The organism is Streptomyces sp. NPDC090083, assembly GCF_044747445.1.
Lineage (GTDB): Bacteria > Actinomycetota > Actinomycetes > Streptomycetales > Streptomycetaceae > Streptomyces.
Genome location: NZ_JBIVED010000005.1, coordinates 568,316 through 593,839 on the forward strand (window position 1 = coordinate 568,316; position 25,524 = coordinate 593,839).

Below are 25,524 nucleotides of genomic sequence, written 5' to 3' on the forward strand. Positions count from 1 at the left end.
CCGAGCAGTCCAGGCGCTCCAGGGGAACGCCGTCCCGAAGCCTCAGCACCTCAGGAGATGTTTGCAGTGACGAGCGACAGCGGCCAGAGTGGGCCGACCGGTGGGGACAAGGTCGTCGAGACCCTCAAGTGGATGGCGCGCGAACTCGACGAGACCAAAAGGGACTTGGCGGAGCTGCGGGCCCGCAGGTCGGAGCCGGTGGCGCTCGTCGGCATGGCGTGCCGCTTCCCCGGGGGCGTGGCCTCGCCCGAGGATCTGTGGCGGCTGCTGTCCTCCGGCACGGACGCGATCGGCCCGCTGCCCACCGACCGGGGCTGGGACCTGGACGCGCTGTACGACCCCGATCCGGCGGCGTCCGGGACGGCGTATGTGCGGGAGGGCGGGTTCCTGGCCTCGGCGGGTGACTTCGACGCCGGGTTCTTCGGGATCTCTCCGCGCGAGGCCCTGGCCATGGATCCGCAGCAGCGGCTGCTCCTCGAAGTGGCGTGGGAGACGCTGGAGGACGCGGCGATCGACCCGACCGGGCTGCGCGGCAGCGACACCGGTGTGTTCGTCGGCACCAACGGCCAGGACTACATCGCGCCGATGATGGACGGGGTCGGCGACCTCGGCGGCTACCTCGGCACGGGGTCCACGCAGAGCGTGCTGTCGGGGCGCCTCGCGTTCACGCTGGGCCTGGAGGGGCCGGCGGTCACCGTGGACACGGCGTGCTCGGCGTCGCTGGTGGCGCTGCACCAGGCGGTGCGGGCGCTGCGCGGCGGCGAGTGCGATCTGGCGCTCGCGGGCGGCGCGACCGTCATGTCCAGCCCGTGGACGCTGGTGGAGTTCTCCCGGCAGCGCGGTCTGGCGGCGGACGGACGCTGCAAGACGTTCTCCGACCGGGCCGACGGGACCGCCGTGTCCGAGGGCGTCGGCATGCTCCTGCTGGAGCGGCTCTCCGACGCCCGGCGCAACGGCCACCGGGTCCTCGCCGTCGTCCGGGGCACCGCCGTCAACCAGGACGGCGCCTCGAACGGCCTGACCGCGCCGAGCGGACCGGCCCAGCAGCGTGTCATCCGGCAGGCCCTCGCCGACGCCGGTCTCACGCCGGACGACGTGGACGCCGTGGAGGCGCACGGGACCGGTACGCGGCTGGGTGACCCCATCGAGGTCGACGCGCTGCTCACGACGTACGGCAAGGGCCGGCCCGCCGAGCGGCCGCTGTGGCTGGGGTCCGTGAAGTCCAACCTCGGACACACGCAGGCCGCCGCCGGGGTCGCCGGTGTCATCAAGTCGGTGCTCGCCCTGCGGCACGGTGTGCTGCCGCGGACCCTGCACGCCGAGCCGCCGACCCCGCACGTCGACTGGGCCACCGCGGGCATCCGGCTCCTGCACGGCGAGCAGCCGTGGCCCGAGACGCACCGGCCGCGCCGGGCCGCGATCTCGTCCTTCGGCATCAGCGGCACCAACGCCCACATCGTCCTGGAGGAGGCCGACCCGACCCCCGTCAGCCCCGCCGCGACGCCGCCTTCCGCGACTGCCTCCGCTCTCTCCATTCCCTCTACTTCGCTGCCCTGGCTGCTGTCCGCGCGGAGTGCGGCGGCTCTACGGGGTCAGGCGGCGCGGTTGGCCGCGCATGTCACCGAGCGGCCGGATGCCCGACTGGCCGACCTGGCCTGGTCCACGGCCACGACGCGGGCCCGGATGCCGCACCGCGCGGTGGTCGTCGCGGCCGACCGTGGGGAGCTGCTCGCCGGTCTGAACGCCGTCGCGACGGGTGCCCCGGGCAGCGGTGTGGTGCGGGCCGAGGCACTCGAACGCCCCTCACCGACCTTCCTGTTCACCGGGCAGGGCGCCCAACGGGCCGCGATGGCACGGGAATTGCACGGCACGTTTCCCGTGTTCGCCGCCGCGTTCGACGCGGTGTGCGTGCACATGGACGCGCTGCTCGAACGGCCTCTCAAGGACGTGGTGTTCGCTGGGCCCGACACGACCGGGTCGGCGCTGCTCGACCGGACCGCCTACACCCAGCCCGCGTTGTTCGCCGTGGAGACGGCGCTCTTCCGGCTCGTCGAGTCGTGGGGACTGGTGCCGGACCGGCTGATCGGGCACTCCATCGGGGAGTTGACCGCCGCGCATGTCGCCGGGGTGCTGTCGCTCGCCGACGCCTGCGCGCTGGTCGCCGCGCGCGGCCGGGTCATGCAGGCGCTCCCGGCGGGCGGGGTGATGATCTCCGTGCGGGCCGCCGAGGAGGACGTCCTCCCGCTGATCGCGGAACGGGGCGACCAGGTCGCCGTGGCCGCCGTCAACGGACCCGCCTCGGTCGTGCTGTCCGGTCCGGCGGAGGCCACGACCGCGGTGGCGCGCACGCTCGCCGACCGGGGGCACAAGACCAAGGAACTCCAGGTCAGCCACGCCTTCCACTCGGTCCTGATGGAGCCGGCGATGGCGGAGTTCCGGCGCATCGCCGCCGGGGTCACGTTCCACGAGCCGCGTATCCCGCTGGTCTCCGCGCTCACCGGATCGCTCGTCGGGCCCGGCGAGCTGACGGACCCCGAGTACTGGGTGCGTCATCTGCGGGAGCCGGTGCGTTTCCTGGACGCGATCCGTACGGCCGAGGCCGAAGGGGCCCGCGTCTTCCTGGAGTTGGGCCCCGACGGGGTGCTCACCTCGATGGCGGCGGACTGTCTGCTCGACCGGTCGGCGGCGGTGCTCGCGTCGACGTTGCGCAAGGACCGCCCCGAGGCACGGTCCGTCCTGTCCGGTGTCGGCCAGGCGTACGCCGCCGGGGTGGACGTCGACTGGGACCGGGTCTTCGACGGTACGGGGGCCGGGCGCGCGGAGCTGCCGACGTACGCGTTCGACCATCGCAGGTACTGGATCACGGCGGGCCGCACGTTCGACGGCACCGCCGAGCCGGTCGAGGAACCGGCCCTCCCCGAACCCGACCTCGTGCAGGGCGGGTTGGAGATGCTGGAGCTGGTCCGGGCGGCGGCGGCAGCCGTGCTCGGGCACGACTCGAAGGACGCCGTACCGGCGACCCGGCCCTTTTCCGAACTGGGGGTGACCTCGGTCGGCGCGGTCGAGCTGTGTGCCGAACTGCGCGCGGCGACCGGCCTGTCCGTACCGGCGTCGGCCGTCTTCGACCACCCCTCCCCGCAGGCGCTCGCCGCCCATCTCGACCAGGAGCGACGCGGCGCGGTGGAACGGCCCGATGCCGGGCCGGCACGGCACCGGCCGGACGAGCCGATCGCGATCATCGGCATGGGCTGCCGGTTCCCGGGCGGGGTGACCGGGCCCGAGGACCTGTGGCGGCTCGTGGCGGAGGAGCGCGATGTCCTCGGGGGCTTCCCGGACAACCGGGGCTGGAACCTTGAGGAGTTGTTCACTCCCGACGGTGATCCCGGTACCTCGACGGAGGCCAGGGAGAGCGGATTCCTCTACGACGCCGGTGAGTTCGACCCCGCGTTCTTCGGCATCTCGCCTCGTGAGGCGCTGGCGATGGACCCGCAGCACCGGCTGCTGCTGGAGACCGGCTGGGAGGCGATGGAGCAGGCCGGGCTCGACCCGGGCACTCTGCGGGGCAGCCGTACCGGGGTGTTCGCGGGGCTGGTGGGACACGACTACCTGCTCGGCCCTGAGCGGATGCCCGACGATCTGGTGCCGTACTTCGCCACCGGCATCGGCGGGTCGATCGCCACCGGGCGGATCTCGTACACCTTCGGCTTCGAGGGCCCCGCGGTCACTGTGGACACGGCGTGTTCGTCGGCGCTGGTCGCACTGCACCAGGCGGTGCACGCGCTGCGGTCCGGTGAGTGCGACCTGGCGCTCGCCGGGGCGGCGACGGTGATGTCGACACCGGGTGCGTTCGTGGGCTTCTCCGGGCAGGGGCTGATGGCGCCGGACGCGCGCAGCAAGTCCTTCGCGGAGGCGGCCGACGGCACGATGTGGTCCGAGGGTGTGGGCATGCTGCTGGTGGAGCGGCTGTCCGACGCCGAGCGCGCCGGGCACCGCGTCCTCGCGGTCGTCCGGGGTACGGCCGTCAACCAGGACGGCGCCTCGAACGGACTGACCGCCCCGAACGGCACCGCCCAACAGCGCGTCATCCGGGCCGCGTTGGACAACGCGGGCCTCGCACCGGCCGATGTGGACGCGGTCGAGGCGCACGGCACCGGCACACGGCTCGGCGATCCCATCGAGGCGCACGCGGTGATGGCGACCTACGGCAGGGACCGGCCCGAGGACCGGCCGCTGTGGCTGGGTTCCATCAAGTCGAACATCGGTCACGCGCAGGGCGCAGCGGGTGTCGCCGGTGTCATCAAGACCGTGATGGCGCTGCGGCACGGGGTGTTGCCCCGGACGCTGCATGTGGACCGGCCGTCGACGCGAATCGACTGGTCGCTCGGGGCGGTACGGCTGCTGACCGGGAGCGAGGTGTGGCCGGACACGGACCGGCCGCGCCGCGCCGGGGTCTCGGCGTTCGGCGCGAGCGGCACCAACGCCCACGTCATCCTCGAACAGGCCCCGCCGGAGGAGGAGTTCACCGAACCGCGCGTCCCGCTGCCCGTGACGCCCCTGCTGCTGTCGGCGCACACGCCGGAGGCGCTGCGGGGCCAGGCGGCCCGGCTGGCGGCGCATCTGCGCGAACCGGACTCCCCGGCACCGGAGTTGACCGACCTCGCCTGGTCCCTCGCGAACCACCGGGCGGTCCTCGCCCACCGTGCCGTGATCCTCGCCGAGGCCCATGACGACGCCCTCGCCGGACTGGACGCCCTGGCCGCGGGCGAGGACACGCCGCGGGTGATCACCGGGGCCCCGACCGGAGACCATGCCGTGTTCGTGTTCCCCGGCCAGGGCTCTCAGTGGATCGGCATGGCCTCGGAGTTGCTGAGTGGGTCGGAGGTGTTCCGGGACACGTTCGCCGACTGCGAGCGGGTCTTCGCCGACCTGGTCGGCTGGTCGGTGACGGACGCGATGGCCGGCACTCCCGGAGCCCCATCCCTGGAACAACTCGACGTCGTGCAGCCGGTGTTGTTCTCCGTGATGGTGGCGCTGGCCCGGACCTGGCAGGCCGCCGGTGTGCGGCCCAGCGCCGTGGTGGGCCACTCGCAGGGCGAGATCGCCGCCGCGTACATCGCGGGCGCACTGTCGTTGGAGGACGCGGCCCGGGTGGTGGCGCTGCGCAGCCGGTTGATCGTGGACGTCGTGGGCCTCGGCGCGATGGCCGGGGTGTCCAAGTCGCAGGCCTGGGTGGCCGAACGGCTCAGGCCGTGGGAACGGGAGCTGAACGTCGGCGTGATCAACGGGCCGGAGTCGGTCGTCGTCACCGGCGACGTCACGGCGCTGGAGGAGTTCCTCGCGGTGGCCGAGGCGGAGGGCGCGCAGGTGCGCCGGGTGCGCGGAGCCGTGGCCCCGGGACACGCACCGCAGATGGAACGACTGCGCGACCAACTACTGGACGCACTCGCGGAGTTGATGCCCCATACCGGCACCTTCCCCCTGTGCTCGACGGTCACCGGCGAACTCCTCGACACCGGGCGGATGTCCGCCGACTACTGGTACCGCAACGCCCGTGAACCCGTGCAGTTCGAGGCGGCGGTACGGCATCTGCTGGACCGGGGGCACCGCGTCTTCCTGGAGATGAGCCCGCACCCGCTGCTGCTCGGCGGCGTCGCGGACATCGCCGACAGCCAGGACACGAAGGTGGCCGCCCTGGGCACCCTGCGCCGCGACGACGGCGGCCCCGAGCGCACCGCGCGTGCCCTGGCCGAGGCCTGGGTGCACGGCATCGCCGTCGACTGGAGCGCCGCCGTCTTCGACGGGGTCGGCGCGCGCCGCGTGGACCTGCCGACGTACGCCTTCCAGCGCGAGCGCTACTGGCTGGAGCCGGTCACCGGGCCGGTGGGCGCCGGGGTGCTGGGCACCGGGCATCCCGTCACGGACATACGGGTCGAACTCGCCGACGGCGGTGCTCTGTTGACGGGGCGCCTCGCGCACCGGTCGCTGGGCTGGCTGGGCGATCACGCGGTGGCCGGCGTGGCGATCCTGCCGGGCGCGGCCTTCGTGGAGCTGGCGGTGCGCGCGGGTGACGCGGTGGGCTGCGCGGCGGTCGAGGACCTCACGTTGCAGGCGCCGCTGCTGGTGCCCGCCACCGGCGGTGTCGTCGTACAGGTCACGGCCGACGCGCCGGACGGCACGGGCCGGCGGGCGGTACGGATCCACGCACGCGCCGAGAGCGAGGGCGAGGAGGGCACCTGGGTGCAGCACGCGGAAGGCGTCCTGTCCCCCGCGGGCGCCGACCCGGAACCCCTCGCCGACTGGCCGCCTCGCGACGCCGAGTCCCTGCCGGCCGAGGACGCGTACGAGCGGATCGCCTCTGCTGGCATCGACTACGGACCCGCGTTCCGCGGCCTGACCGCGGCCTGGCGGCGCGGCGACGAACTCTTCGCGGAGGTCCGGCTCCCGGAGTCCGAACGGAAGAACGCCGCGTCGTACGGTGTGCACCCGGCGCTCCTGGACGCCGCCCTGCACGTGGTGGTCCTCGACAGGCTGGCGGAGAGCGGCCGACTCGCCTTCTCCTGGAGCGGCGTGACACTGCACGCCCAGGGCGCCACGGCGCTCCGGGTACGGGTGCGGCAGCTCGGCGACGGAGCGTTCGCGTTCCACCTGTACGACGGCGCCGGACAGCCGGTGCTCACGGCCGAGTCCGTCGCCGTACGCCCGCTGTCACCCGCCGATCTGTCCGCCGCGCGCTCCGGGACGGAGAACTCCCTCTTCCGGGTCGACTGGGCGCCCCTGCCACCGGCCGAGACCTCGCGTCCTGCCCGCTGGGTCGTGCTCGGCGATCGGTGTGCGGAGGTGTGGCCCGCCGAGGTCGACGCCCGTCGCCGGTACGCCGATCTCGCGGCCCTGGCCGAGGCGGTGGACGCGGGTGCGCCGGTGCCGGAGGCGGTCGTGGTGGCCGGTGCCGGTGGAGCACCCGGAGACCGGCATCTCCTGGTCGAGGCCTTGGCTTTGTGCCGGTCCTGGCTGGCCGACGACCGATGGGCGGAATCCCGCCTGGTGTTCCTCACCCGGGACGCCGTGGCGGCGTCGCCCGACGACCCGCTCACCGATCTCGCGCACGCGCCGCTGTGGGGCCTGGTCCGCTCGGCCCAGCAGGAACAGCCCGACCGCTTCCTGCTCCTCGACAGCGACACAGCCGAGGTCCCGACGGTCCTCATCGGTGCGGCACTCGGCTCCAACGAGTCCCAACTCGCCGTACGACAAGGCGTGTTGCGCGCTCCACGGCTCGCCCGTACTCCCGCCGCGGACCGTCCGGCACGTCCCCTCGACCCCGAGGGCACGGTGCTGATCACCGGCGGCACGGGCACCCTCGGCGCCATCCTCTCCCGCCACCTGGTCGCCCGACACGGCGTACGGCACCTGTTGTTGACCGGCCGCCGGGGCGCCGACGCACCGGGAGCGTCCGCACTGCGCGCCGAACTCACCGAGGCCGGCGCGACCGTCACCGTCGCCGCGTGCGACGTCGCGGACCCGACCGCCCTCGCCGGACTCCTCGCGGACATCCCCCAACAGCACCCGCTCACCGGGGTGTTCCACCTCGCCGGTGTGCTCGCCGACGGGGCGATCGGCTCGCTCACGCCGGAGCACCTCGCCACCGTGATGGGGCCGAAGGCCGATGCCGCCTGGGAGCTGCACCTACTCACCCGGGATCTCGGCCTGGCCGCGTTCGTCCTGTACTCGTCCATGGCGGGTACCTTCGGCGGCGCGGGACAGGGCAACTACGGTGCGGCCAACGCCTTCCTGGACGCGCTCGCCGCGCATCGCCGGGGCACCGGGCTGCCCGCGCTGTCCATGTCCTGGGGGCTGTGGCAGGACCGGTCCGAGATGGGGGCCGGGCTCAGCGAACAGGACCTGGCCCGCCGTATGGCCCGCTCCGGCACCCGGAGTCTGTCGGCCGAGCAGGGAATGACCCTGCTGGACGCGGCGTTGGCCGGCACCGACGCGCATCTCGTCGCCGCGCGCTTCGACTTCCCCACGCTGCGCGCGCAGGCCGCGGACGGCACGCTGCCTCCGCTGCTACGGGGCCTGGTCCGGGCGGCCCGCCGTACCGCCGGTGCGGCCGAGCCGTCCGGTCTGCGCGAGCGGCTCGGCCCACTCGGAGCGGCCGAGCGCACGGCCGCGCTGCTCGACACGGTGCGTGCGACGGTCGCGCTCGTGCTGGGCCATGGTTCGGCGGACGCGGTGGACGACGGGCGTGCCTTCAAGGAGCTGGGGCTCGACTCCCTCACGGCGGTGGACCTGCGCAACCGGCTGACCGCGCTCAGCGGCGTCAAACTGCCCGCCACCCTTGCCTTCGACCATCCGACGCCGAGGGCCATCGCCGAACTCCTCGACGCGAAGCTGTTCGCCACCCCGGTGGAGGTCACCCCGCCGATCCTCACCGACCTCGACCGGCTCGAACTCGCCCTGCTGGGCGCCGAATCCGCCGATCCGGCGCTGCGCGCACGCGTCACGATGCGGCTGCACTCCCTCGTCGCCAAGTGGCGTGCGGCCGACGAGAGTCCGGATGCGCCGGCGCCGGGCGGCGCCGACGACGGACTCGGCCTGGAGGAGGCGTCGGTCGACCAACTCCTCGACTTCATCGACGACATGGGCAGCTTCTGAGGCCACCGGCGGCCGGGCACCGAACCCCCGGCCGCCGCACCGGTGGACAGCAGACGCATCAGCGAGCGGAAAGGAAGCGTTCCGTGGAGGACACGCGGGTCATCGAGTACTTGAAGCGGGTGACGGCCGATCTGCACCGCGCCCGCGCCCGGCTCCTGGAGCTGGAGTCCGGCCGCCAGGAGCCGATCGCGATCGTGTCGGCGGCGTGCCGCTTCCCCGGCGGCATCGACTCGCCCGAGGACCTGTGGCGGGCGGTCGTCGAGGAGCGCGACCTGATCTCGGCGATGCCCGCGGACCGCGGCTGGGACATCGACGAGCTGTACGACCCCGACCCTGACAGCGTCGGCAGGATGTACGTCAAGGAGGGTGGCTTCCTCCAGGACGCGGGCGGTTTCGACGCGGGACTGTTCTGCATCCCGCCGCGCGAGGCGCTCTCCATGGACCCGCAGCAGCGGCTTCTCCTGGAGGTGACCTGGGAGACGTTCGAGCGCGCGGGCCTCGACCCGCACGGCCTGGGCGGCAGCAGGACCGGCGTCTTCATCGGCGTCCTCTCCCACGACCACGGAACCCGGCTCACCCCCGCCCCCGAGGGCTTCGAGGGCATGATCGGCGCGGGCAGCGCGGGCAGCATCGCGTCCGGGCGACTGGCGTACGTCTACGGCCTGGAGGGACCGGCGCTGACGATCGACACCGCTTGCTCGTCCTCGCTCGTCTCCCTGCACCTGGCCATGCAGTCGCTGCGCAACGGCGAGTGCGACCTCGCCGTGGCGGGTGGCACGACCGTGATGTCGACGGTGGAGTCGTTCATCGAGTTTTCCCGCCAGCGCGGCCTGGCACCCGATGCCCGCATCAAGGCCTTCGATGACGCGGCCGACGGCTCGTCGTGGAGCGAGGGCGTCGGGACCGTGCTGGTCGAGCGTCTCTCCGACGCCCGCCGCCACGGACACCCCGTCCTCGCCGTCGTCCGAGGCTCCGCCATCAACCAAGACGGCGCCTCCAACGGCCTCACCGCACCCAACGGCCGCAGCCAAACCCGCCTGATCCAACAAGCCCTGCAGAACGCCGGACTCACCCCCACCGACGTCGACACCGTCGAAGCACACGGCACCGGAACCCGCCTCGGCGACCCCATCGAAGCACAAGCACTCCTCGCCACCTACGGCCAAAGCCGCCCGAAAGAGCACCCGTTGTGGCTCGGCTCGGTGAAGACGAACATCGGTCACACCCAGGCCGCCGCAGGCATGGCGGGCATCATCAAGATGATCTGGGCGATGCGAGAGGGTGTCCTCCCCCGCAGCCTCAACCTCTCCCGGCCCACGACCCAGGTCGACTGGACCGAGGGCAACATACGCCTCCTCGACAAGGCCCAGCCCTGGCCCGCCACCGACCGCCCCCGACGTGCCGGGGTCTCGTCCTTCGGCATCAGCGGCACGAACGCCCACGTGATCCTGGAGCAACCAGACTCCCCCACCGCGGACGAGGAGTCCCAACCGTCCTCGGGCGAGGTTCCGTTGGCGGTGTCGGCGGGCAGCGCGGCAGCACTGGCCGCGTACGGGGAGCGACTGGCCGACCACCTGGAGACCGAGCCGAGCCTTCAACTCACCGACATCGGCCACGCGTTGACCACCACTCGGGCACTCCTCCCGCACCGCGCCGTCGTCGTCGCGGACGACCGCGAGAGTGCGATCAGCGGGCTCCGCGCACTGGCCGAGGGACGCCCCGCACCGCACGTCATCACGAGCAACGGGCCCGTCACTCCGGCACGACGCGGTCCCGTGTTCGTGTTCCCCGGCCAGGGCTCCCAATGGGCGCACATGGCCCACGGCCTCTACTCCGACAGCCCCGCCTTCCGCGAAGCCCTCGACGCCTGCGCCACCGCCCTCGACCCACTCACCGGCTGGTCCCTCATCCACACCCTCACCGGAGACGACGAGACCTGGCTGCAACGGGTGGACATGGTCCAACCCGCCCTCTTCGCCATGATGACCAGCCTCGCCCGCCTCTGGATGTCCCACGACATCCAGCCCGCCGCCGTCATCGGCCACTCCCAAGGCGAAATCGCCGCCGCACACATCGCCGGCATCCTCAGCCTCGACGACGCCGCCCGCATCGTCACCGTCCGCTCCACCGCCATGCGCCACCTCTCCGGCCACGGCGGCATGGCCACCATCAGCGCCAGCGCCGACTGGGTGAACGAACACGCGGGCGACCACATCACCATCGCCGCCCACAACTCCCCCACCACGACCGTCGTCAGCGGCACACCCGAAGCACTGGACGAACTCACCGCCGCATGGGAACCCCTGGGTGTACGCGTCCGCCGCGTCAACGTCGACTACGCCTCCCACTCACCCCAAGTCGACACCCACCACGACCGCATCACCACGGAACTCGCCGGCATCCACCCCCAACCGGCGACCCGCCCCATGATCTCCACCGTCACAGGTGGACCGGTCCAAGGCCCCGAACTGAACGCGGACTACTGGTACTTCAACCTCCGCCAACCGGTCCGCTTCCACCAGGCGCTCTCGCATCTCACGGCCACCGGTCACCACACGACCATCGAAGCGAGCCCGCATCCCGTCCTCACCCCGGCCATCGAGGAGACGGCGGAGGCAACAGGCTTGCCCCTCAACGCACTTCACTCCCTGCGTCGGAACACCCCGGCCCACTTCACCACTGCGCTCGCCCACGCCCACACCACGGGCACCACTCCCACCTGGACGACCTCGGGCCGCACGATTCCGCTCCCGACCTACCCGTTCCAACACCACCACTACTGGCTGGAGTCGAGCCCGACTCCCCTGCGCTCAAGCGGCGGACCGGCCCCCTCCCCGGACGTTCCCTCGCACGACCCCGTCGCGGAGTTCCGGGAACGGCTGGTCGGGCTCTCGCAGGCGGAGGTGGCCGAGGAGATGCTGGATCTCGTGCGTACGCATGCGGCGGTCGCGCTCGGGCACGACTCCGTGGAGCCGATCCTCGTCGACCGGCCGTTCCAGGAGCTGGGCTTCGAGTCGTTGACCGCCGTCACGCTGCGCAAGCGGCTGGTGGCCGCGCTCGATCTCGCCCTGCCGGTCAGCGTGGTGTTCGACTACCCGACCCCGCAGTCGCTCGCGGAGCACCTGGCCGACGTCCATCAGGAACAGTTCGGGACGGCGGACGCCGAGGACGGGACGGAGCTGGACGACGCGACCGACGACGAGTTGTTCGCGCTCATCGACAACGACAGCTCCGAGGAGTCGTCATGACCGAGGCCCCGCAGAGCGAGGTCAGGCTCCGCGAGTATCTGCGCAAGGCGACCGTCGGTCTCCAGGAGGAGCGTCGGCGGGTGCGTGAACTCACCGACCGCGTGGCCGAGTTGGAGAACGGCGGTGCGACCGCGAGCGGGCGGGACGCGGTCGCCGTGATCGGCATGGGGTGCCGTTGGCCCGGTGGTATCGATACGCCGGACGCGCTGTGGCGGGCGCTCGTGGAGGAGCGGGACTGTCTGACGCCGTTCCCCACGGACCGGGGCTGGGACGTCGACGGGCTCTACGACCCCGAGCCCGGGGTGCCGGGCCGGTGCTGCGTGCGGGAGGGCGGGTTCCTGGCGGACGCGAGCACCTTCGACGCCGGGTTCTTCGGCTACACGCCGGACGAATCCGCCGGTACGGATCCGCAGCAGCGCCTGCTCCTGCAGACGGCGTGGGAGGCCGTGGAGAGCGCGGGCATCGATCCGCTGTCGCTCGGCGGCTCGGCGACAGGTGTGTTCGTCGGCCTGACCCCGCAGGGGTACGCCGGGACGGACGCGGGCCGGGATCGTCCCGAGGAGGGCACCGACTATCTGGCCGTGGGAACCCTGCCCAGCGCCGCGTCCGGCCGGATCTCCTACTTCCTAGGGCTGCACGGCCCGGCGCTGACCGTGGACACCGCCTGCTCGTCGTCGCTGTCCGCCCTGCACATGGCCAGGCAGGCCCTCCTCACCGGCGAGTGCTCGCTCACCCTGGCGGCCGGTGTCACCGTGATCGCCGTGCCGGATGTGTTCCTGGAGCACAGCCGGCTCAGCGCCCTGGCCCGGGACGGCCGTACGAAACCGTTCTCCGCGAAGGCCGACGGCGGGAACTGGGCCGAGGGGGTCGGGGTCCTCCTCCTGGAGCGCCTGTCCGACGCCGAGCGCCACGGACACCCCGTGCTCGCGGTGGTGCGCGGGTCCGCGGTCGGCCAGAACGGCACCAGCAACGGCCTCGCCGTGCCCAATGGACCCGGTCAACAGCGGGTGATGGAGCGGGCGTTGGCCGACGCCCGGCTCACGCCCGCGGAGGTGGACTTCGTCGAGGCGCACGGCACCGGCACTCCGCTCGGGGACGCGATGGAGGCCGAGGCGATGCTCCGCGTCTACGGCCGCGAACGGGACGCCGACCGCCCGCTGCTCTTCGGGTCGGTGAAGTCCAACTTCGGCCACACCCAGTCGGCTTCGGGCATGGCCGGTGTCATGAAGTCGGTGCTCGCCCTCGCCCACGGCACCGTCCCCGCCACCCTCAACTGCGAACCCCCGCTGGAGACGGTGGAGCGCTCGCGGGGGACGTTGCGCGCCGTACCGGCGGGGGTGCCGTGGCCCGCGTCGGACCGGCCGCGGCGGGCGGCGGTGACCGCGCTCGGCGCGGGGGGCACGAACGCCCACGTGATCCTGGAACAGCCCGCGCGACCGGCCTGGTCGCGGTCCTCCGTGACGCCGGATCGAAGCGCGCCCGTGGTGCCCTGGATCCTCTCCGCGAAGGATCCGGCGGCCCTGCGGGGACAGGCCCGCAAGTTGCTGCTCCATGTGGAGGAGCATCCGGAGACCGATCTGGACGTCGCGTACTCCTTGGCGGTCACGCGGAGCGCTTTCACGCACCGTGCGGCCGTGTCCGGTGTCGATCGCGGACAACTACTCGCGGGATTGGAGGCGTTGGCGAACGGCGGGCAGGAAGGTCCCGGTCTCGTGACGGGGCGGGCCCGGACGGCGAAGACGGTGCTGGTCTGCTCGGGGCTTCCCGGTGACCTGCCATCGGGTGCTCGACTCCCGTGGGAATGGCCGGCTTTCGTGAAGGCGGTCGCCGAGGTCGACGAGGAGTTACGCCCGCACCTGGCGGGGTCGCTCGCCGACCGGCTCGGCGGAGGGGACGTGCCGCCGAGCACCGAAGTCCTTTCCGCTGTCGTGTCGTTCGGGCTGTCCGTGGCCCTTGCCCGGCTGTGGCGGATGTGCGGGGTGCGTCCCGCGGCGTACGTCGGTGAGGGAGTGCCGGGCCTGTGGGCCGCCTCGTATCTGCGGAGATCCTGCGGTTGGGAGGCGGCGCTCGCCGGACTCGACACGGGTCGCGGTCCCGACGAGGAGACCGCTCCCGTCCCGCCGTCGACGGGTCTGATCCGCCTGCCCTCCATCGCCGTGTCCGACCGCGAACCCGTGCCGCTCGCGGAGCGGTTGGGCGAGGCGTTCGTGGCAGGGGTCAGGCTCGACTGGGCCGGGGTGTACGCGGGGCTGGGCGCGCGACGCGTGCCGTTGCCGACGTACGCGTTCCGGCAGGACCGCCACTGGTCCTTGGTATGACGACGGACCGGTGGCCGCGCGTAAGGCGACCCGCCGTGTCCACTTCCGTGGTCCCCGAACAGAGGTGAGATGAGATGTCGTTGTCCGATGCGGTGCTGTCCGGGGCGTCGCCCGATGAGCTCGAACGCACGCCGCTGCCAAGCCACTTCACCGCCGCCCATCTGCGTGTCGAGGACGAGGGCGCCTTCGCCGACTGCGCGGAGGACGCGGACAAGGACGTGCGGCGCACGCTGCACGTCGGTGAGGTGCCGGTGCCCGAACTGGCGCCCGACGAGGTGCTGGTCGCCGTGATGGCCAGCTCGGTGAACTACAACACCGTGTGGTCGGCGAAGTTCGAGCCGCTGTCCACCTTCCGCTTCTTGCGTTCCTACGGCCGCCAGGGCGGCTGGGCGGCCCGGCACGACCAGCCCTTCCACGTCCTGGGTTCGGACGCGGCCGGTGTCGTCGTGCGGGTCGGCACCGGTGTACGGCACTGGCGCATCGGCGACCATGTCATGGTCAACGCCGCCTACGTGGACGACCAGGAGCCGATCAGCCAGGCCGACGGCATGCTCGGCGAGCACCAGCTCGCGTGGGGGTACGAGACCAACTACGGCGGTCTCGCGCACTACTCGGTGGCGCGGGCCAGCCAACTCATCCCCAAACCGGCCCACTTGACGTGGGAGGAGGCCGCGACGATCCCGGCCTGCGCGGGGACGGCGTACCGGATGCTGGTGAGCGACCGCGGTGCCCGGATGAAGCAGGGCGATGTCGTGCTGATCTGGGGCGCGTCCGGTGGACTCGGCGCGTACGCGGCCCAGTTGGTGAAGAACGGTGGCGGGATCGCCGTCGGCGTGGTCGGCTCGGAGGAGAAGGCGGAGGCCGCCCGCAGGCTGGGGTGCGATGTGGTCGTCAACCGTGAGGAGATCGGCATCGGCGACGACACCGGTGACGATCCCGCGCAGGTGGCCGCGGCCGGGAAGCGGCTCGGCCGGCAGGTGCGGGCGGCCGTGGGGGCGGATCCCGACATCGTCTTCGAGCACGTGGGCCGGTCGACCTTCGGGATCTCGGTGTTCATCGTGCGGCGGGGCGGGACGGTCGTCACGTGCGGGTCGAGCACCGGGTACATCCACCAGTTCGACAACCGCTATCTGTGGATGCGGCTGAAGCGCGTCATCGGCAGCCACGTCGCCAACCTCCAGGAGCAGGTGGAGTGCGCGCGGCTCTTCGAACAGGGCGGTGTCGTACCGACGTTGTCGTCCCTGTTCCCGCTGTCCGAGGTCGGGGAGGCGACCCGTCTCGTGCAGCTCAACCAGCACATCGGCAAGGTCGGCGTGCTGTGCCTCGCCCCCGAGCCCGGACTCGGCGTCACCGCGCCCGAACTGCGTGCCCGGATCGGCGAGGACGCCCTCAACCCGCTGCGGTCCTTCGCCGCCCGTCCCGAACCGGTCGCATGAGGCGTCCGCCGCCGTCCTCTCACCCGTCCGACTCCTCCACCTCGTCAGCCCATCGCACCCGTTGAACCGAAAGGCCGTTGCCATGACCGACTCCGCCCAGACCCTCCCCGTACCGGAAGCCGTCGGCAAGCTGTACGACCGGCTGACGCTGACCGCGCTGCGCGACGGCACGTTCAACCCGAACATCCACATCGGTTTCTGGGACACGCCGGACTCCAAGGCGTCGCTGGAGGAAGCCGTGGACCGGCTCACCGACGTGCTCATCGAACGGCTGCTGGTCGGCGAGACGGACCATGTCCTGGACGTCGGCTGCGGGGTGGGCGGTCCTGGCCTGCGGGTCGTGGAGAGCACCGGGGCCAGGCTCACCGGCATCAGCATCAGCGAGGAGCAGGTGAAGACCGCGAACCGGCTCGCCGAGGAGGCCGGCCGCGCGGACCGTGCCGTGTTCCAGCGCGCCGACGCGATGCAACTCCCCTTCGAGGACGCGTCGTTCGACGCCGTGATGGCTCTCGAGTCCATCATCCACATGCCCGACCGGGAGACGGTCCTCACCGAGGTGGCCCGGGTGCTGCGTCCCGGCGGCCGGCTCGTGCTGACGGATGTCTTCGAGCGCGCCCCGCAGAAGGTCCCGCGGCACCCGTCCATCGACAAGTTCTGCCGCAACTTCATGGTGACCCTGGCGGATGCCGACGACTATGTGGCGATGCTGCACCGCTCGGGGCTGAGGCTGCGGGGACTGCTCGACATCACGGAACACACGCAGCAGCGAACCTTCCAGGAGCTGTCCAGGCCGGTCGAGGGCGCGGACCGCCCGGAGGCCCTGGGCCAGACCAACCTGCCGGACCTCTTCCAGCCGTCCGACATGCTGGGCGTGGACGAGTTCGGGTGCCTGCTGGTCGCGGCCGTGCGTCCCTGACCTGGTCGTACGAGCGAGCGACGGACAGACTCTACGACTGCCTCCGGTCAGGCCACGGGCAGCCGGCCGACATTTCCGGCCAGCCACCGACCGACTCCCGACCGACCCCCGGCCGGCGCCTCCGATCAGGCCACGCCCGTGCGCGGCCTGATCGGAGGTCCGGTCCCCGGAGAATCCGCTCGCCCCGACGGCACCCGGCGGGAGATCCTCTGCGCATGGAGTTCCTCTGCTACCACCGCGACCGGCCCGGCTCCCTCGCCCTGCGCGACGAACTGATCGAAGAACACTGGACCTACATGGACCGGTACGCGAAGGAGATGATCGCCCGGGGCCCGACGCTCGCCGACGACGGGGACACCCCCACCGGAAGCGTGCACATCCTCGATCTCCCCGGTCCGGCCGCCGCCCGCGCGTTCGCCTTCGACGAGCCGAACCACCAGGCCGGTGTCTACCGCGACGTGATGCTGCGCCGCTGGCGCAACACCCTGGGCCGCACCATGTGGGACTTCCCCGGCGGCCGGACCGGCGGCAACCGGTACCTGGTGCTCGGCCTCGGCACCGGCCCGGCCGCGGATTTGGCGGTGCCGTCCGACCGGGACCAACTGATCGCGTACGGACCGCTGTTGTCCGACGACGGTGACACCTGGCTGGGCACGGCGGCACTGCTCCGGGCGCCTGATCCGGAGTCGGCGGGCTCGGTGCTGACCCGGGACCGGTACGCCGACATCGAGGTCCACAATTGGCAGTTCGGCGGCCGGCCCGCCTGATCGGCGAGCGACCCCGCTGAGAGGCGGGACCTCCCAGCAGCGAGGACAACGGTCGTGGCACCGGGACCGGTCACCGGGTCATGCTGGCCGTTCGACGAACCACGGTCCTCCAGGCACAGGCACGCCTCCTCGGGACCCGGAACAGGACAGCCAGGAATGACCCCGAACGACCAACTCGCTTATACCAAGCCGGAACTCGTCGTCATCCCGTGCGGCAGCCGCAAACTGGACCACCCCGCGCGGGCCGCCGACCTGTACACCGGCTCGTACCACCGCGCGTGCCGCGCGGCCGCCGAGGCGCTCCGTCCCGACCAGCTGCTGATCCTGTCCGCACGCCACGTCGGCCTGATCCACCCCGTGTGGCCGCACGTCCTCACCCACTGACCGGCACCCGTGGCGCGGGCGGCCGGTCATTCCCCCGCGGCCGGTTCGTCAGGGCTGGGCGGTGTCGGTGTCGGTGTGTCGAAGGTGATGTCGGAGAAGTCCCGGCCCTGCAGGACCGGGGCGTGGAAACTACCGCCGCTGATCGTGTTGTTGACCGCGCCGTCGCCGGTGCGGACCAGTCTGGCCTGTTCGTGCCAGGCGGCGAGGGCGGTGGCGAAGTCGGGGTCGAGTGCCGCGCGCACGGCGAGGGCGGTGCTCAGGGCATGCGCCCGGTCGCCGTCGCCCGGGGCCAGTTGGAGGCGCATCAGCTCGTCCTCGCCCGTACCGGGGCCGCCCGCGCCGTCCTCGCCGTGGCGGAACGGGCGCCGTACGAGAGTCGTGAGGCCCGTCCACACCTGTCGTCCCACCTCACCTCCCGCGCCCCCGGCGAGCGACGCGAGCAGTCCTACCGACACCGGGTCCATCTGGCGGCCTCCTTGACGGGGCGTCATCGCTCCTGTGTCAGTGGGGAACGCTCGGCGGGGTGTCCCGGTTCCCTCCGGTCCTGACATGTCGGGTCTGGCTCGGACGTAGAGGCGTACGAGCTCGCCCATGCGCCAACTCTCCTGTCTTGTCCCGGACTCGATCAGGTGCAGGAGCGATGTGAGCCGGTCGCGGACCGTGTCCTCGGGCTCCGCGCAGAGCGCCGCGAGTGTCTGTGTGGTCGTCTCCGGTTCGTCGCTGAGGGCGAGCATTCTCAGCAGCCGGGCCTGCGCCGGGTCCAGGCGGGCGTGGCAGGCGTCAAGACGGGTGCGCAGGTCCCGGTCGGGGTGGGCGAGTTCGTCGAGCCGGGTGCGCGGGTCCGCGAGGTCCTCGGCCAGGGCCGCGAGCGGGCGGTGCGGGCTTTCGGCGAGCAGGGCCGCGGCGGTACGCAGGGCCAGCGGCAGGCCGTCACAGAGGTCGGCGACTCGTCTGGCGTCCTCGGGATGGTCGAGGACTCTCGTGTCGTCGGGGTGGGCCGTCGTCATGGCGCGGTGGAGGAGTCGTGTCGCGTCGGCCGCGGTCAGCGGGGGCAGGACCATGCGGTGCGTGCCAAGTCCGCCGAGATGCACCGGCGTTGTGACGATCGTGATCGCCGGGGCCCGGGCGGGGAGCAGCCCGGCCAGCTGGTCGGGATGCGTCACGTCGTCGAGGACGATGAGCAACGGGTCGCCGACGCGAGCGAATTCGGTGAGGATCAGGGCGTAGAGGGCGGACCGTGCCGTCCGGGCGGGTGGGATGCGGTGGGCGGGCAGTCCGGTCGCCCGCAGGAATCCGTCGAGCAGTGCGGAGCCGTGCAGCCGTGACACGTAGGCGAACAGCACCCCGCCGGTGAACCGGCCCTGAGCGATGGCCTGATGAATGGCCCTCAGGACCAGTTCCGTCTTGCCGCAGCCGCTCGGGCCGCCGACGACCACGACCGGGTTGCCCTGCCGCGAGTCGCGTGCGAGGAGGGCGGTCAGGTGGGCCAGTTCGTCCGTGCGGCCGACGAAGGCCGGGGTGGGCGTGCGCAACGCGGCGAGAGCGGGCGGGAGTTCGTAGGGCAGCCGAAGGGTGAGGTCGCGCCCCTGCGTCACCGGGGACAGGAACAGGCCGCCGGAAATGGCGTTGCGCACCGGCGAGTCGTCGACCGGCTCGTCGTCCGTCATCGGGGCGCTTCGGCGCGGAGGACGGCGCGCCACTGGTCGCGGACCAGGTCGTCGAGGCCTTCCGTCGACGGGGTCCAGTCCAGTTCCGTTCTGATCGCCGTGGTGTCGGCGATCAGCTCGCGGGCCTCCTGGACGACGGCGGGCCGGTGGCACAGCGGCAGTGGTCGCCCGGTCAGCCGTACGACCGACTCGACCACGTCCCGTACGCTCGCCGGGTGCGCGCCGAGGTTGTACACGGCCTGCCGGCCTGGCGAGTTGGCGTGCAGGGCCCGTGCGAAGGCCGCAGCCACGTCCCTGACGTGGACGAAGTCCCGTACGGCCGTGCCGTCGCCGTTGATCTCCAGTGGGGGTGCGGACCGGGTCGCGGCGGCCACGGCGCGCGGAATGATCCGGGTCAGGTCCTGGTCGGGGCGGCTGGCCGAGGCTCCGGCCGCGTTGAAGATCCGCAGTGTGGTGGCGCCGAGGGCTCCGGTGGCGGTCCGTCGGCCGATGAGGTCCTCGGCCGCGGCTTTCGACCTGGCGTAGGCGTTGATGAGGTGGCGTGCCGACGTCTCGTCGACGGGCTGGCGGGCGGGATGGCCGTAGACCGTGCTGGTCGAGGCGAACACGAGGTTGCCGGGTCGTCCGGTGCGCCGGGTCTCGGCGGTCATCGCGTCGAGGAGGTGGGCTGTTCCTGCCACGTTCACGGCGTGGTAGCGCGCGAGTGGGCGGTTGCCGAGCCGGGCCCGGGCCAGTCCCGCGAGGTGGCAGACGCCGTCCGTGTCGCGCACGGCGGACATCAGGGCCCTGTCGTCGGTGAGGTCGGCGCGAACCGTCTCGACGCCGTCGGGGACATCGGGTGACCGTGCGTGGACGAGGGCGACGACCTGTTCGCCTTGGGTGAGGAGGGCGTCGACCACCGCCCGGCCGACGTAGCCGGCGGCACCGGTGACCAGGATCTTCATGGGCACGTCCACAGGGGTCGAGGCGCGGGGCGGGCGGCGGTCTCCGTCAGCTCCCGCCGTCCGGCGCGTCGTCGGGTTCCTCGTCGGTGGCGGGTCCGGGGAGGCTCGCGAGGTCACGGGTCAGTGCCTCGACGGCCCCGGTGTCACCCAGGCTCTCGAACAGTTCGGCCGCCCGCTGCCAGTGGGCGCGCGCCGAGGCGGGGTCGTCCGTGGCGACATACAACTCCCCCAGCGTGCGCAGGACTTCGGCTTCGTCGCGGGTGTCCTTGATGCGCTCGAAGACCTCGCGCGCCTCCAGGCAGTGCGCGATCGACTGCCCGTACTCCGCCCGGCGCCGCGCGATGCCCGCGTGGATGATCTTGCAGCGGGCCCAGGCCCGGTCGTCGCGCCTGCCGCCGAGGTCGTCCCAGATCTCCAGCGCACCGGTGGCCGCTCGGGCGGCCTCGTCGAGACGGTCGAGCCGGGCCAGGGAGACGGCGATGGTGTCGAGGGCCGCGGCGTTGCCGGAGCGGTCGGGCACGGTGAGGCGGGCCATGACGTCCAGCGCCTCGTGGGACAGGCGCAACGCCTCCTCCCAGTCCTCCCAGACCCGGGCGGTCATGGCCATGTCCTTGAGCGAGTCGGCCTGCCCGTGCAGGTCGCCCAGGCCGCGGCGGACGTCCAGGCCGGCGGCGAACGCGGCGCGGGACCGTTCCGGTTGACCGAGGGCGCGGTATCCGGTGCCGAGGTTGTTCAGCAGCCAGCCCTGGCCCGAGTGGGCCCCGCACCGCGCGGCCGCGTCGGCGGCGAGGTGGTGCGCGTCGATCCACTGGTCCCAGGAGAGCGTCTGGGTGAGGAAGCCCCACATGCTCAGCGGGATGCTCCACACGAGGTGGCCCAGCCCCTCGGACACGCCGTTGTGCACGACCGCCACGAGGTTGGACTGCTCGGCCTCGCACCAGGACAGGGCCGTGTTCCGGTCGGAGAACGCGGCGGGTGCCGGTCCGGGCGGATCACCGAGGTCGGGGCGGATCCGTCCGGGCCGCATGACCTCGTCGGCGATGTTCACGGAGTGCGTGTACCAGCCGAAGAGGTTCGTCAGTACCGGTCGCCGCTCCTCGTCGTCGGCGGCGAGCCGGTCGCTGAAGGACCGGACGAGGTCGTGCATGCGCCAGCGCCCGTACGGCATGCCGACCTCCACCAGGTGGGCGCGGGCCAGGGCCTGGAGATCCCTGCGGGTCGCGGAGCCGTCCGTGCCGGCGAGTACGGCGACCGCGTCCGTGGAGGCGTCGGGTCCGGGATTGAGGGACAGCAACCGGAACAACCGGGCCTGCTCGTAGGGCAGTTGGCGGTACGACAGCTCGAAGGCGGCGGCCACGGCGGTGTCCTCGTACCGCATCGCGTCCAACCGCGCCTTCTCGTCGGCGAGTTCGTCCGCCATCCGCGCGAGCTGCCGTTCCGGTCTGCTGATCAGCACCGCCCCGATGATGCGGAGCGCGAGCGGCAGTCCCGCGCACAACTCGGCGATGCGGAGGGCGTCTTCGGGCTGGTCCGTGACACGGGTGTCATGCGGGCGAGCGAGACGCAGAATGCTGTCCAGGAGCCTGACCGCGTCATTCATGGGAAGAATATCCAGGTCGAGCAGACGGGCGTCCAGCATACCGAGGGTGTGACGGGACGTCACGATCGCGCCCGTCACGCCGTCCGCGGGCAGCAGGGCTCTGGCCTGGTCGTGGGTGGCCGCGTTGTCGATCACCACGAGGATGCGGCGGCCCTCCCGCGCGTACGAGGCGAGGATCGAGGTGTACAGCCGCTGCCGGTCCTGGACGCCGTGCGGAATGTGCTCGCCTGGCACGCCGAGCGCCCTCAGGAATCCTTCCAGCGCCTGGGCGGGCTCGACGCGGCGGGCGTCGTCGTAGCCGAACATGTCGACGAACAGCACGCCGCCCGGGAACCAGCCCCTGGTCTGCGCGGCGCGAGCCGACTGGAGCGCGAGTTCGGTCTTGCCGACGCCGGCCAGGCCGCCGACCGCGGTGACGACCACGACCGGGCCGCCCGCGACACCGCCCGCCGATTCGACGGCGGGGTCCAACCGGCCCAGCAGGACGCCGAGATGGGCGTCGCGGCCGACGAACACGGGGGACGCGGACGGCAGTCCCTGCAGCGCGGGGGATATCCGCGGCGGTAACTCGATGGTGATGTGACGGCCTTGGACGACGGTGGAGAAGAACACTCCGCCGGTGATGTGGTTGCTGATTCCGGTCACGCTCATCGTGCCTGCCGCCCTTGCGGATTCCGATGGTGTCGATGCCCGCGCTCCGTGCCGGCTGCCGCTCGCGGTCGGCCCGCGCGTCTCCCCCGGTTGCGTGATGGTGCCGTGTTCCACGTGGCGCCCAGGCTGAGAATGCCCCCTGCGGTGTGTCCGGAACCGTATGAAACACACCTGATGTGCCCGCCGCCGTCACAGGTACAGACCCCTTGTCACGGCACAGGGCGTCCGTGCCGCGTGAACCGCCCCGCCTCGGGTAGGAGTCCGGCTCGGACGCGGCCCGACGGACGGTCGCGCCGGGCACGGAAGGACGGTCGGGACATGGCCTTTGAGCAGGCCGGCGGAGACGTGGTGGACGCGGTCGTCGTGAATGACGGACTCGTGCTGCTGGTGGACGGGCAGGGCGGCTGGGGCCTGCCGTCCGGCGTCCCCGAGGACGCCGAGACCGCGCAGGCGACCGCCGCGCGGGCGGTGTACGAACTCACCGGGTTCCTCGTGGACGGGTCCAGCCTGCTGGAGTCGGAGGCGCCGGGGCGATCGGCCATCGTGTGCCATCTGCTGAGCGAGGACCCGTCGGGCGAGGCTCGGCTCACGGCGGGGCAGCTCCGCTGGACGCCGTTCGCCGAGGCCATCGCGGCCGGGCTGCCAGCGCCCGTGCGGACGTATCTGGAGGGGCATTCGCCGGTGTAGGAAAGCCGGTTCCCCTCATGGGGCCTGCGGCGGGCGCGGGTCTCAGGCCGTCGCCTTGCGGATGCGCGCCAGCAGGGTCCGCAGCTGGGCGCGGTCCTCGGTGTCCAGTTCCGCCGTCGCCTCCGCGAGGGCGAGGCCGTCGACCTCCTCGGCCTCGCGGTGGCAGTCGCGGCCCTTGTCGGTGAGGCGGAGCAGGAACGCGCGGCGGTCGTGCGGGTGGCGTACGCGTTCCACCAGCCCGTCGCGTTCGAGGCTGTCGACGATGCTGGTCGTGGTCCGTGCCGCCACACCGGTCATCTCGCTCAAGTCCCGCATACGGAGCGGTTGTTCGGCTCCCGCGAGCATCCGCAGGGCACGCAGCCGGGCGACCGAGGCGCCGTTCGCGCGCAGCCGGGTCTCGACGAACTGCCGTAGCTGGTGCGTCGTCTCGTAGAGCTCGTCGACCAGGATGTCGCTGCTGCCGTGCACTGCCATGGCGTTCCCCGTTCCGTGGTGAGGGCCGATTGTACGAGCACCGTCCGACGGAAATGAGCACCCACATAGTGAGTATGCTCAGCATGTGCTGCCGTTCCGACGCCGTCCCGTCCTCCCCGCCCTCCGCCGTCACCCCCGAAACCGTTCGGACCTTCGGACCCCCCGAGATCTCCGGCGTCTCCAAGGTCTTCAAATTCTCCAAGGTCTTCGAGGTCGTCGAGGTCCCAAGGTTTCTGAAGGCCTTCAACGCCTGCGCCCCGGCCAGCGGTTGGTCGTGCCCGTCATGTGCGTCTGTGTGACGTTCATCGCGATCGTCGACGGGGCGATCACGACCGTGGCTCTCCCGTCGATCGCCCGCCAGTTCGGGCTGACGACGGCCGCCCTGGACGGGGTGGTCGTGGTCTACCCGGTCTGCCTGGCCATGGCGATCCCCGCCTCCGCCTGGCTGGTCGAACGCTTCGGCGCCAAGCGGGTCCTGCTCACCGCTCTCGGCGCCTTCCTCGGCTCGTCGCTGCTGTGCGGCGCGGCGGCCGACCTCGGTCAGCTCGTCGCCGCCCGCGCGGTGCAGGGCCTGTCAGCCGGATTGCTCTTCCCCGCCGCGTCCTCGCTGCTCTTCAGCACCTTCAACTCCTGGGAGCAGGTGCGGATTTCGCGGTACATGATCATCCCGCAGCAGATAGCCCCGGCCGCCGCGCCCATCCTCGGCGGCCTGCTGGTGGACAACCTGTCCTGGCGCTGGGTATTCTACGTCAACCTGCCGCTGGGCCTGCCCGCCGTGGTGTTCGGAGCGCTGTTCCTGGCCGGGCACCGCGGGCACCGGCCCGGTCGTTTCGACCTCACCGGGCTGCTGCTGAGCGCCGCCGCGCTGGGCGCGGTGATGTTCGGTGTCTGCGAGGGCCCGAACCGCGGCTGGTCCTCGGCCTCCGTCGTCACGGCACTCGTGCTCGGCGCGGTGCTGCTCGCCGCCGCCATCGTCTTCGAACTCCGCGTGTCCGAGCCGCTGTTGAGGCTCCGGCTGTTCGCGGACCGGCTCTTCCGGGACACCAACCTGATCAACCTGGTGGGCCTGGTGCCGATCCTCGGCGCGATGTACCTCGGGCCGCTCTTCCTCCAGCAGGGGCAGGGCCGTTCGGCGCTGGAATCGGGCACCAGCACCTTCCCCGAGGCCTTCGGCGTCCTGCTCACCGTGCAGGTCGCCGGGATCCTCTACGCCAGGGTCGGCCCCCGGATCATCATCGGCTGCGGGCTGGCCATGGTGAGCGGGGTCCTGCTGCTCTTCGCCACCTGCGACCAGGACACGGGCCTGTGGACCTTCCGTGCCTACATGTTCCTGCTCGGCATCGGCATGGGCGGGGTCTTCATGCCGACCACGGTGGCCTCGCTGGCGACCGTCTCCCGCAAGGACCTGGCCCAGGCCTCCATGCTCAACACGGTCGTACGGCAGACCGGGGGCGCCTTCGCCCCGGCGGCGGTGACCACGGCCCTGGTCCTGAGCACCCCGCCGGCGGCCGCGGCGCATCCTCCGATCGCCGCCTACCAGCACGCGTACCTCGCTCTGGCCGCCCTCGCCGCCGCGACCGCCGTCTTCGCCTTCACCCTCCCCGACGGCCCGGCCCGCACGGCCGCCGCACGCGGCACCACGGCGTCAGGCGGGGCCGCTCCGGCACGACGTCCGCGGGAGGAGGCGCACTAGAGCCCGTCTTCAAACGGAGCTTGCCCAGAGCAGGAATGACGCGAGTGTGACCGCCGCTTCGTAGGAGGTGGCGGTCTTTTCGTATCGGGT

The 25,524-nt window shown here is 72.2% G+C and carries 12 protein-coding genes and 1 pseudogene; 9 read left to right on the forward strand and 4 right to left on the reverse strand.

What is annotated here, in order from left to right; all coding sequences use genetic code 11:
* The first annotated feature begins 66 nt into the window (after nucleotides 1-66).
* From ACIPTO_RS21870 to ACIPTO_RS21900, 7 genes and pseudogenes are all read left to right on the forward strand, one after another.
* Nucleotides 67-8,649, forward strand: a complete 8,583-nt coding sequence (locus ACIPTO_RS21870; RefSeq protein ID WP_401194690.1) for a type I polyketide synthase — start codon at nucleotides 67-69, stop codon at nucleotides 8,647-8,649.
* Nucleotides 8,650-8,756: 107 nt separating this feature from the next.
* Nucleotides 8,757-11,897, forward strand: a pseudogene (locus ACIPTO_RS21875) (type I polyketide synthase); the annotation flags it as partial.
* Complete coding sequence (locus ACIPTO_RS21880) at nucleotides 11,894-14,215, forward strand: type I polyketide synthase (RefSeq protein WP_401194692.1); 2,322 nt, start codon at nucleotides 11,894-11,896, stop codon at nucleotides 14,213-14,215. The pseudogene ACIPTO_RS21875 and the gene ACIPTO_RS21880, both read left to right, overlap by 4 nt.
* 74 nt (nucleotides 14,216-14,289) lie before the next feature.
* Nucleotides 14,290-15,651 carry a crotonyl-CoA carboxylase/reductase gene (gene ccrA / locus ACIPTO_RS21885; RefSeq protein ID WP_401194694.1) on the forward strand — a complete coding sequence of 454 codons (1,362 nt, stop codon included), beginning with the start codon at nucleotides 14,290-14,292 and terminating at the stop codon, nucleotides 15,649-15,651.
* Between the two features lie 82 nt (nucleotides 15,652-15,733).
* The gene (locus ACIPTO_RS21890; RefSeq protein ID WP_401194696.1) at nucleotides 15,734-16,567 is read left to right on the forward strand and encodes a methyltransferase domain-containing protein; all 834 of its coding nucleotides are present in this window, start codon (nucleotides 15,734-15,736) and stop codon (nucleotides 16,565-16,567) included.
* A gap of 215 nt (nucleotides 16,568-16,782) precedes the next feature.
* Nucleotides 16,783-17,334 (forward strand): YciI family protein, encoded by a 552-nt coding sequence (locus ACIPTO_RS21895; RefSeq protein WP_401194698.1) that lies wholly within the window; start codon nucleotides 16,783-16,785, stop codon nucleotides 17,332-17,334.
* A 156-nt stretch (nucleotides 17,335-17,490) separates the two neighbouring features.
* A complete protein-coding gene (locus ACIPTO_RS21900) occupies nucleotides 17,491-17,718 on the forward strand; it encodes a DUF6884 domain-containing protein (protein ID WP_401194701.1) in 228 nt (75 codons plus the stop codon).
* Between the two features lie 26 nt (nucleotides 17,719-17,744).
* Here the strand turns inward: ACIPTO_RS21900 and ACIPTO_RS21905 are convergent, their stop codons facing one another.
* From ACIPTO_RS21905 to ACIPTO_RS21915, 3 genes are read right to left on the reverse strand one after another with little or no spacing between them, the layout of a single operon-like run.
* On the reverse strand, nucleotides 17,745-19,385 hold the full coding sequence (locus ACIPTO_RS21905; protein ID WP_401194704.1) for an AAA family ATPase: 1,641 nt from the start codon (nucleotides 19,383-19,385) through the stop codon (nucleotides 17,745-17,747).
* Complete coding sequence (locus ACIPTO_RS21910; protein WP_401194706.1) at nucleotides 19,382-20,329, reverse strand: NAD-dependent epimerase/dehydratase family protein; 948 nt, start codon at nucleotides 20,327-20,329, stop codon at nucleotides 19,382-19,384. The genes ACIPTO_RS21905 and ACIPTO_RS21910 overlap by 4 nt, the downstream gene beginning before the upstream one ends.
* 46 nt (nucleotides 20,330-20,375) lie before the next feature.
* Nucleotides 20,376-22,580, reverse strand: a complete 2,205-nt coding sequence (locus ACIPTO_RS21915; RefSeq protein WP_401194709.1) for a tetratricopeptide repeat protein — start codon at nucleotides 22,578-22,580, stop codon at nucleotides 20,376-20,378.
* A 318-nt stretch (nucleotides 22,581-22,898) separates the two neighbouring features.
* On the opposite strand from ACIPTO_RS21915, the gene ACIPTO_RS21920 reads away from it, so the two are divergent.
* On the forward strand, nucleotides 22,899-23,267 hold the full coding sequence (locus tag ACIPTO_RS21920; RefSeq protein ID WP_401194712.1) for an NUDIX hydrolase: 369 nt from the start codon (nucleotides 22,899-22,901) through the stop codon (nucleotides 23,265-23,267).
* A gap of 42 nt (nucleotides 23,268-23,309) precedes the next feature.
* Here the strand turns inward: ACIPTO_RS21920 and ACIPTO_RS21925 are convergent, their stop codons facing one another.
* Nucleotides 23,310-23,741, reverse strand: a complete 432-nt coding sequence (locus ACIPTO_RS21925) for a MarR family transcriptional regulator (protein ID WP_366315326.1) — start codon at nucleotides 23,739-23,741, stop codon at nucleotides 23,310-23,312.
* A gap of 283 nt (nucleotides 23,742-24,024) precedes the next feature.
* Here ACIPTO_RS21925 and ACIPTO_RS21930 point away from each other — a divergent pair, with 283 nt between their 5' ends.
* Nucleotides 24,025-25,434 (forward strand): DHA2 family efflux MFS transporter permease subunit, encoded by a 1,410-nt coding sequence (locus tag ACIPTO_RS21930; protein WP_401194750.1) that lies wholly within the window; start codon nucleotides 24,025-24,027, stop codon nucleotides 25,432-25,434.
* Nucleotides 25,435-25,524: the final 90 nt, after the last annotated feature.

Bases quoted from the DNA above. Each gene is read 5' to 3' on its own strand.
- ACIPTO_RS21880 (WP_401194692.1), top strand. From the start codon at position 11,894: ATGACCGAGGCCCCGCAGAGCGAGGTCAGGCTCCGCGAGTATCTGCGC.
- ccrA (WP_401194694.1), top strand. From the start codon at position 14,290: ATGTCGTTGTCCGATGCGGTGCTGTCCGGGGCGTCGCCCGATGAGCTC.
- ACIPTO_RS21890 (WP_401194696.1), top strand. From the start codon at position 15,734: ATGACCGACTCCGCCCAGACCCTCCCCGTACCGGAAGCCGTCGGCAAG.
- ACIPTO_RS21895 (WP_401194698.1), top strand. From the start codon at position 16,783: ATGGAGTTCCTCTGCTACCACCGCGACCGGCCCGGCTCCCTCGCCCTG.
- ACIPTO_RS21900 (WP_401194701.1), top strand. From the start codon at position 17,491: ATGACCCCGAACGACCAACTCGCTTATACCAAGCCGGAACTCGTCGTC.
- ACIPTO_RS21905 (WP_401194704.1), bottom strand. From the start codon at position 19,385: ATGACGGACGACGAGCCGGTCGACGACTCGCCGGTGCGCAACGCCATT.
- ACIPTO_RS21910 (WP_401194706.1), bottom strand. From the start codon at position 20,329: ATGAAGATCCTGGTCACCGGTGCCGCCGGCTACGTCGGCCGGGCGGTG.
- ACIPTO_RS21915 (WP_401194709.1), bottom strand. From the start codon at position 22,580: ATGAGCGTGACCGGAATCAGCAACCACATCACCGGCGGAGTGTTCTTC.
- ACIPTO_RS21920 (WP_401194712.1), top strand. From the start codon at position 22,899: ATGGCCTTTGAGCAGGCCGGCGGAGACGTGGTGGACGCGGTCGTCGTG.
- ACIPTO_RS21925 (WP_366315326.1), bottom strand. From the start codon at position 23,741: ATGGCAGTGCACGGCAGCAGCGACATCCTGGTCGACGAGCTCTACGAG.
- ACIPTO_RS21930 (WP_401194750.1), top strand. From the start codon at position 24,025: ATGTGCGTCTGTGTGACGTTCATCGCGATCGTCGACGGGGCGATCACG.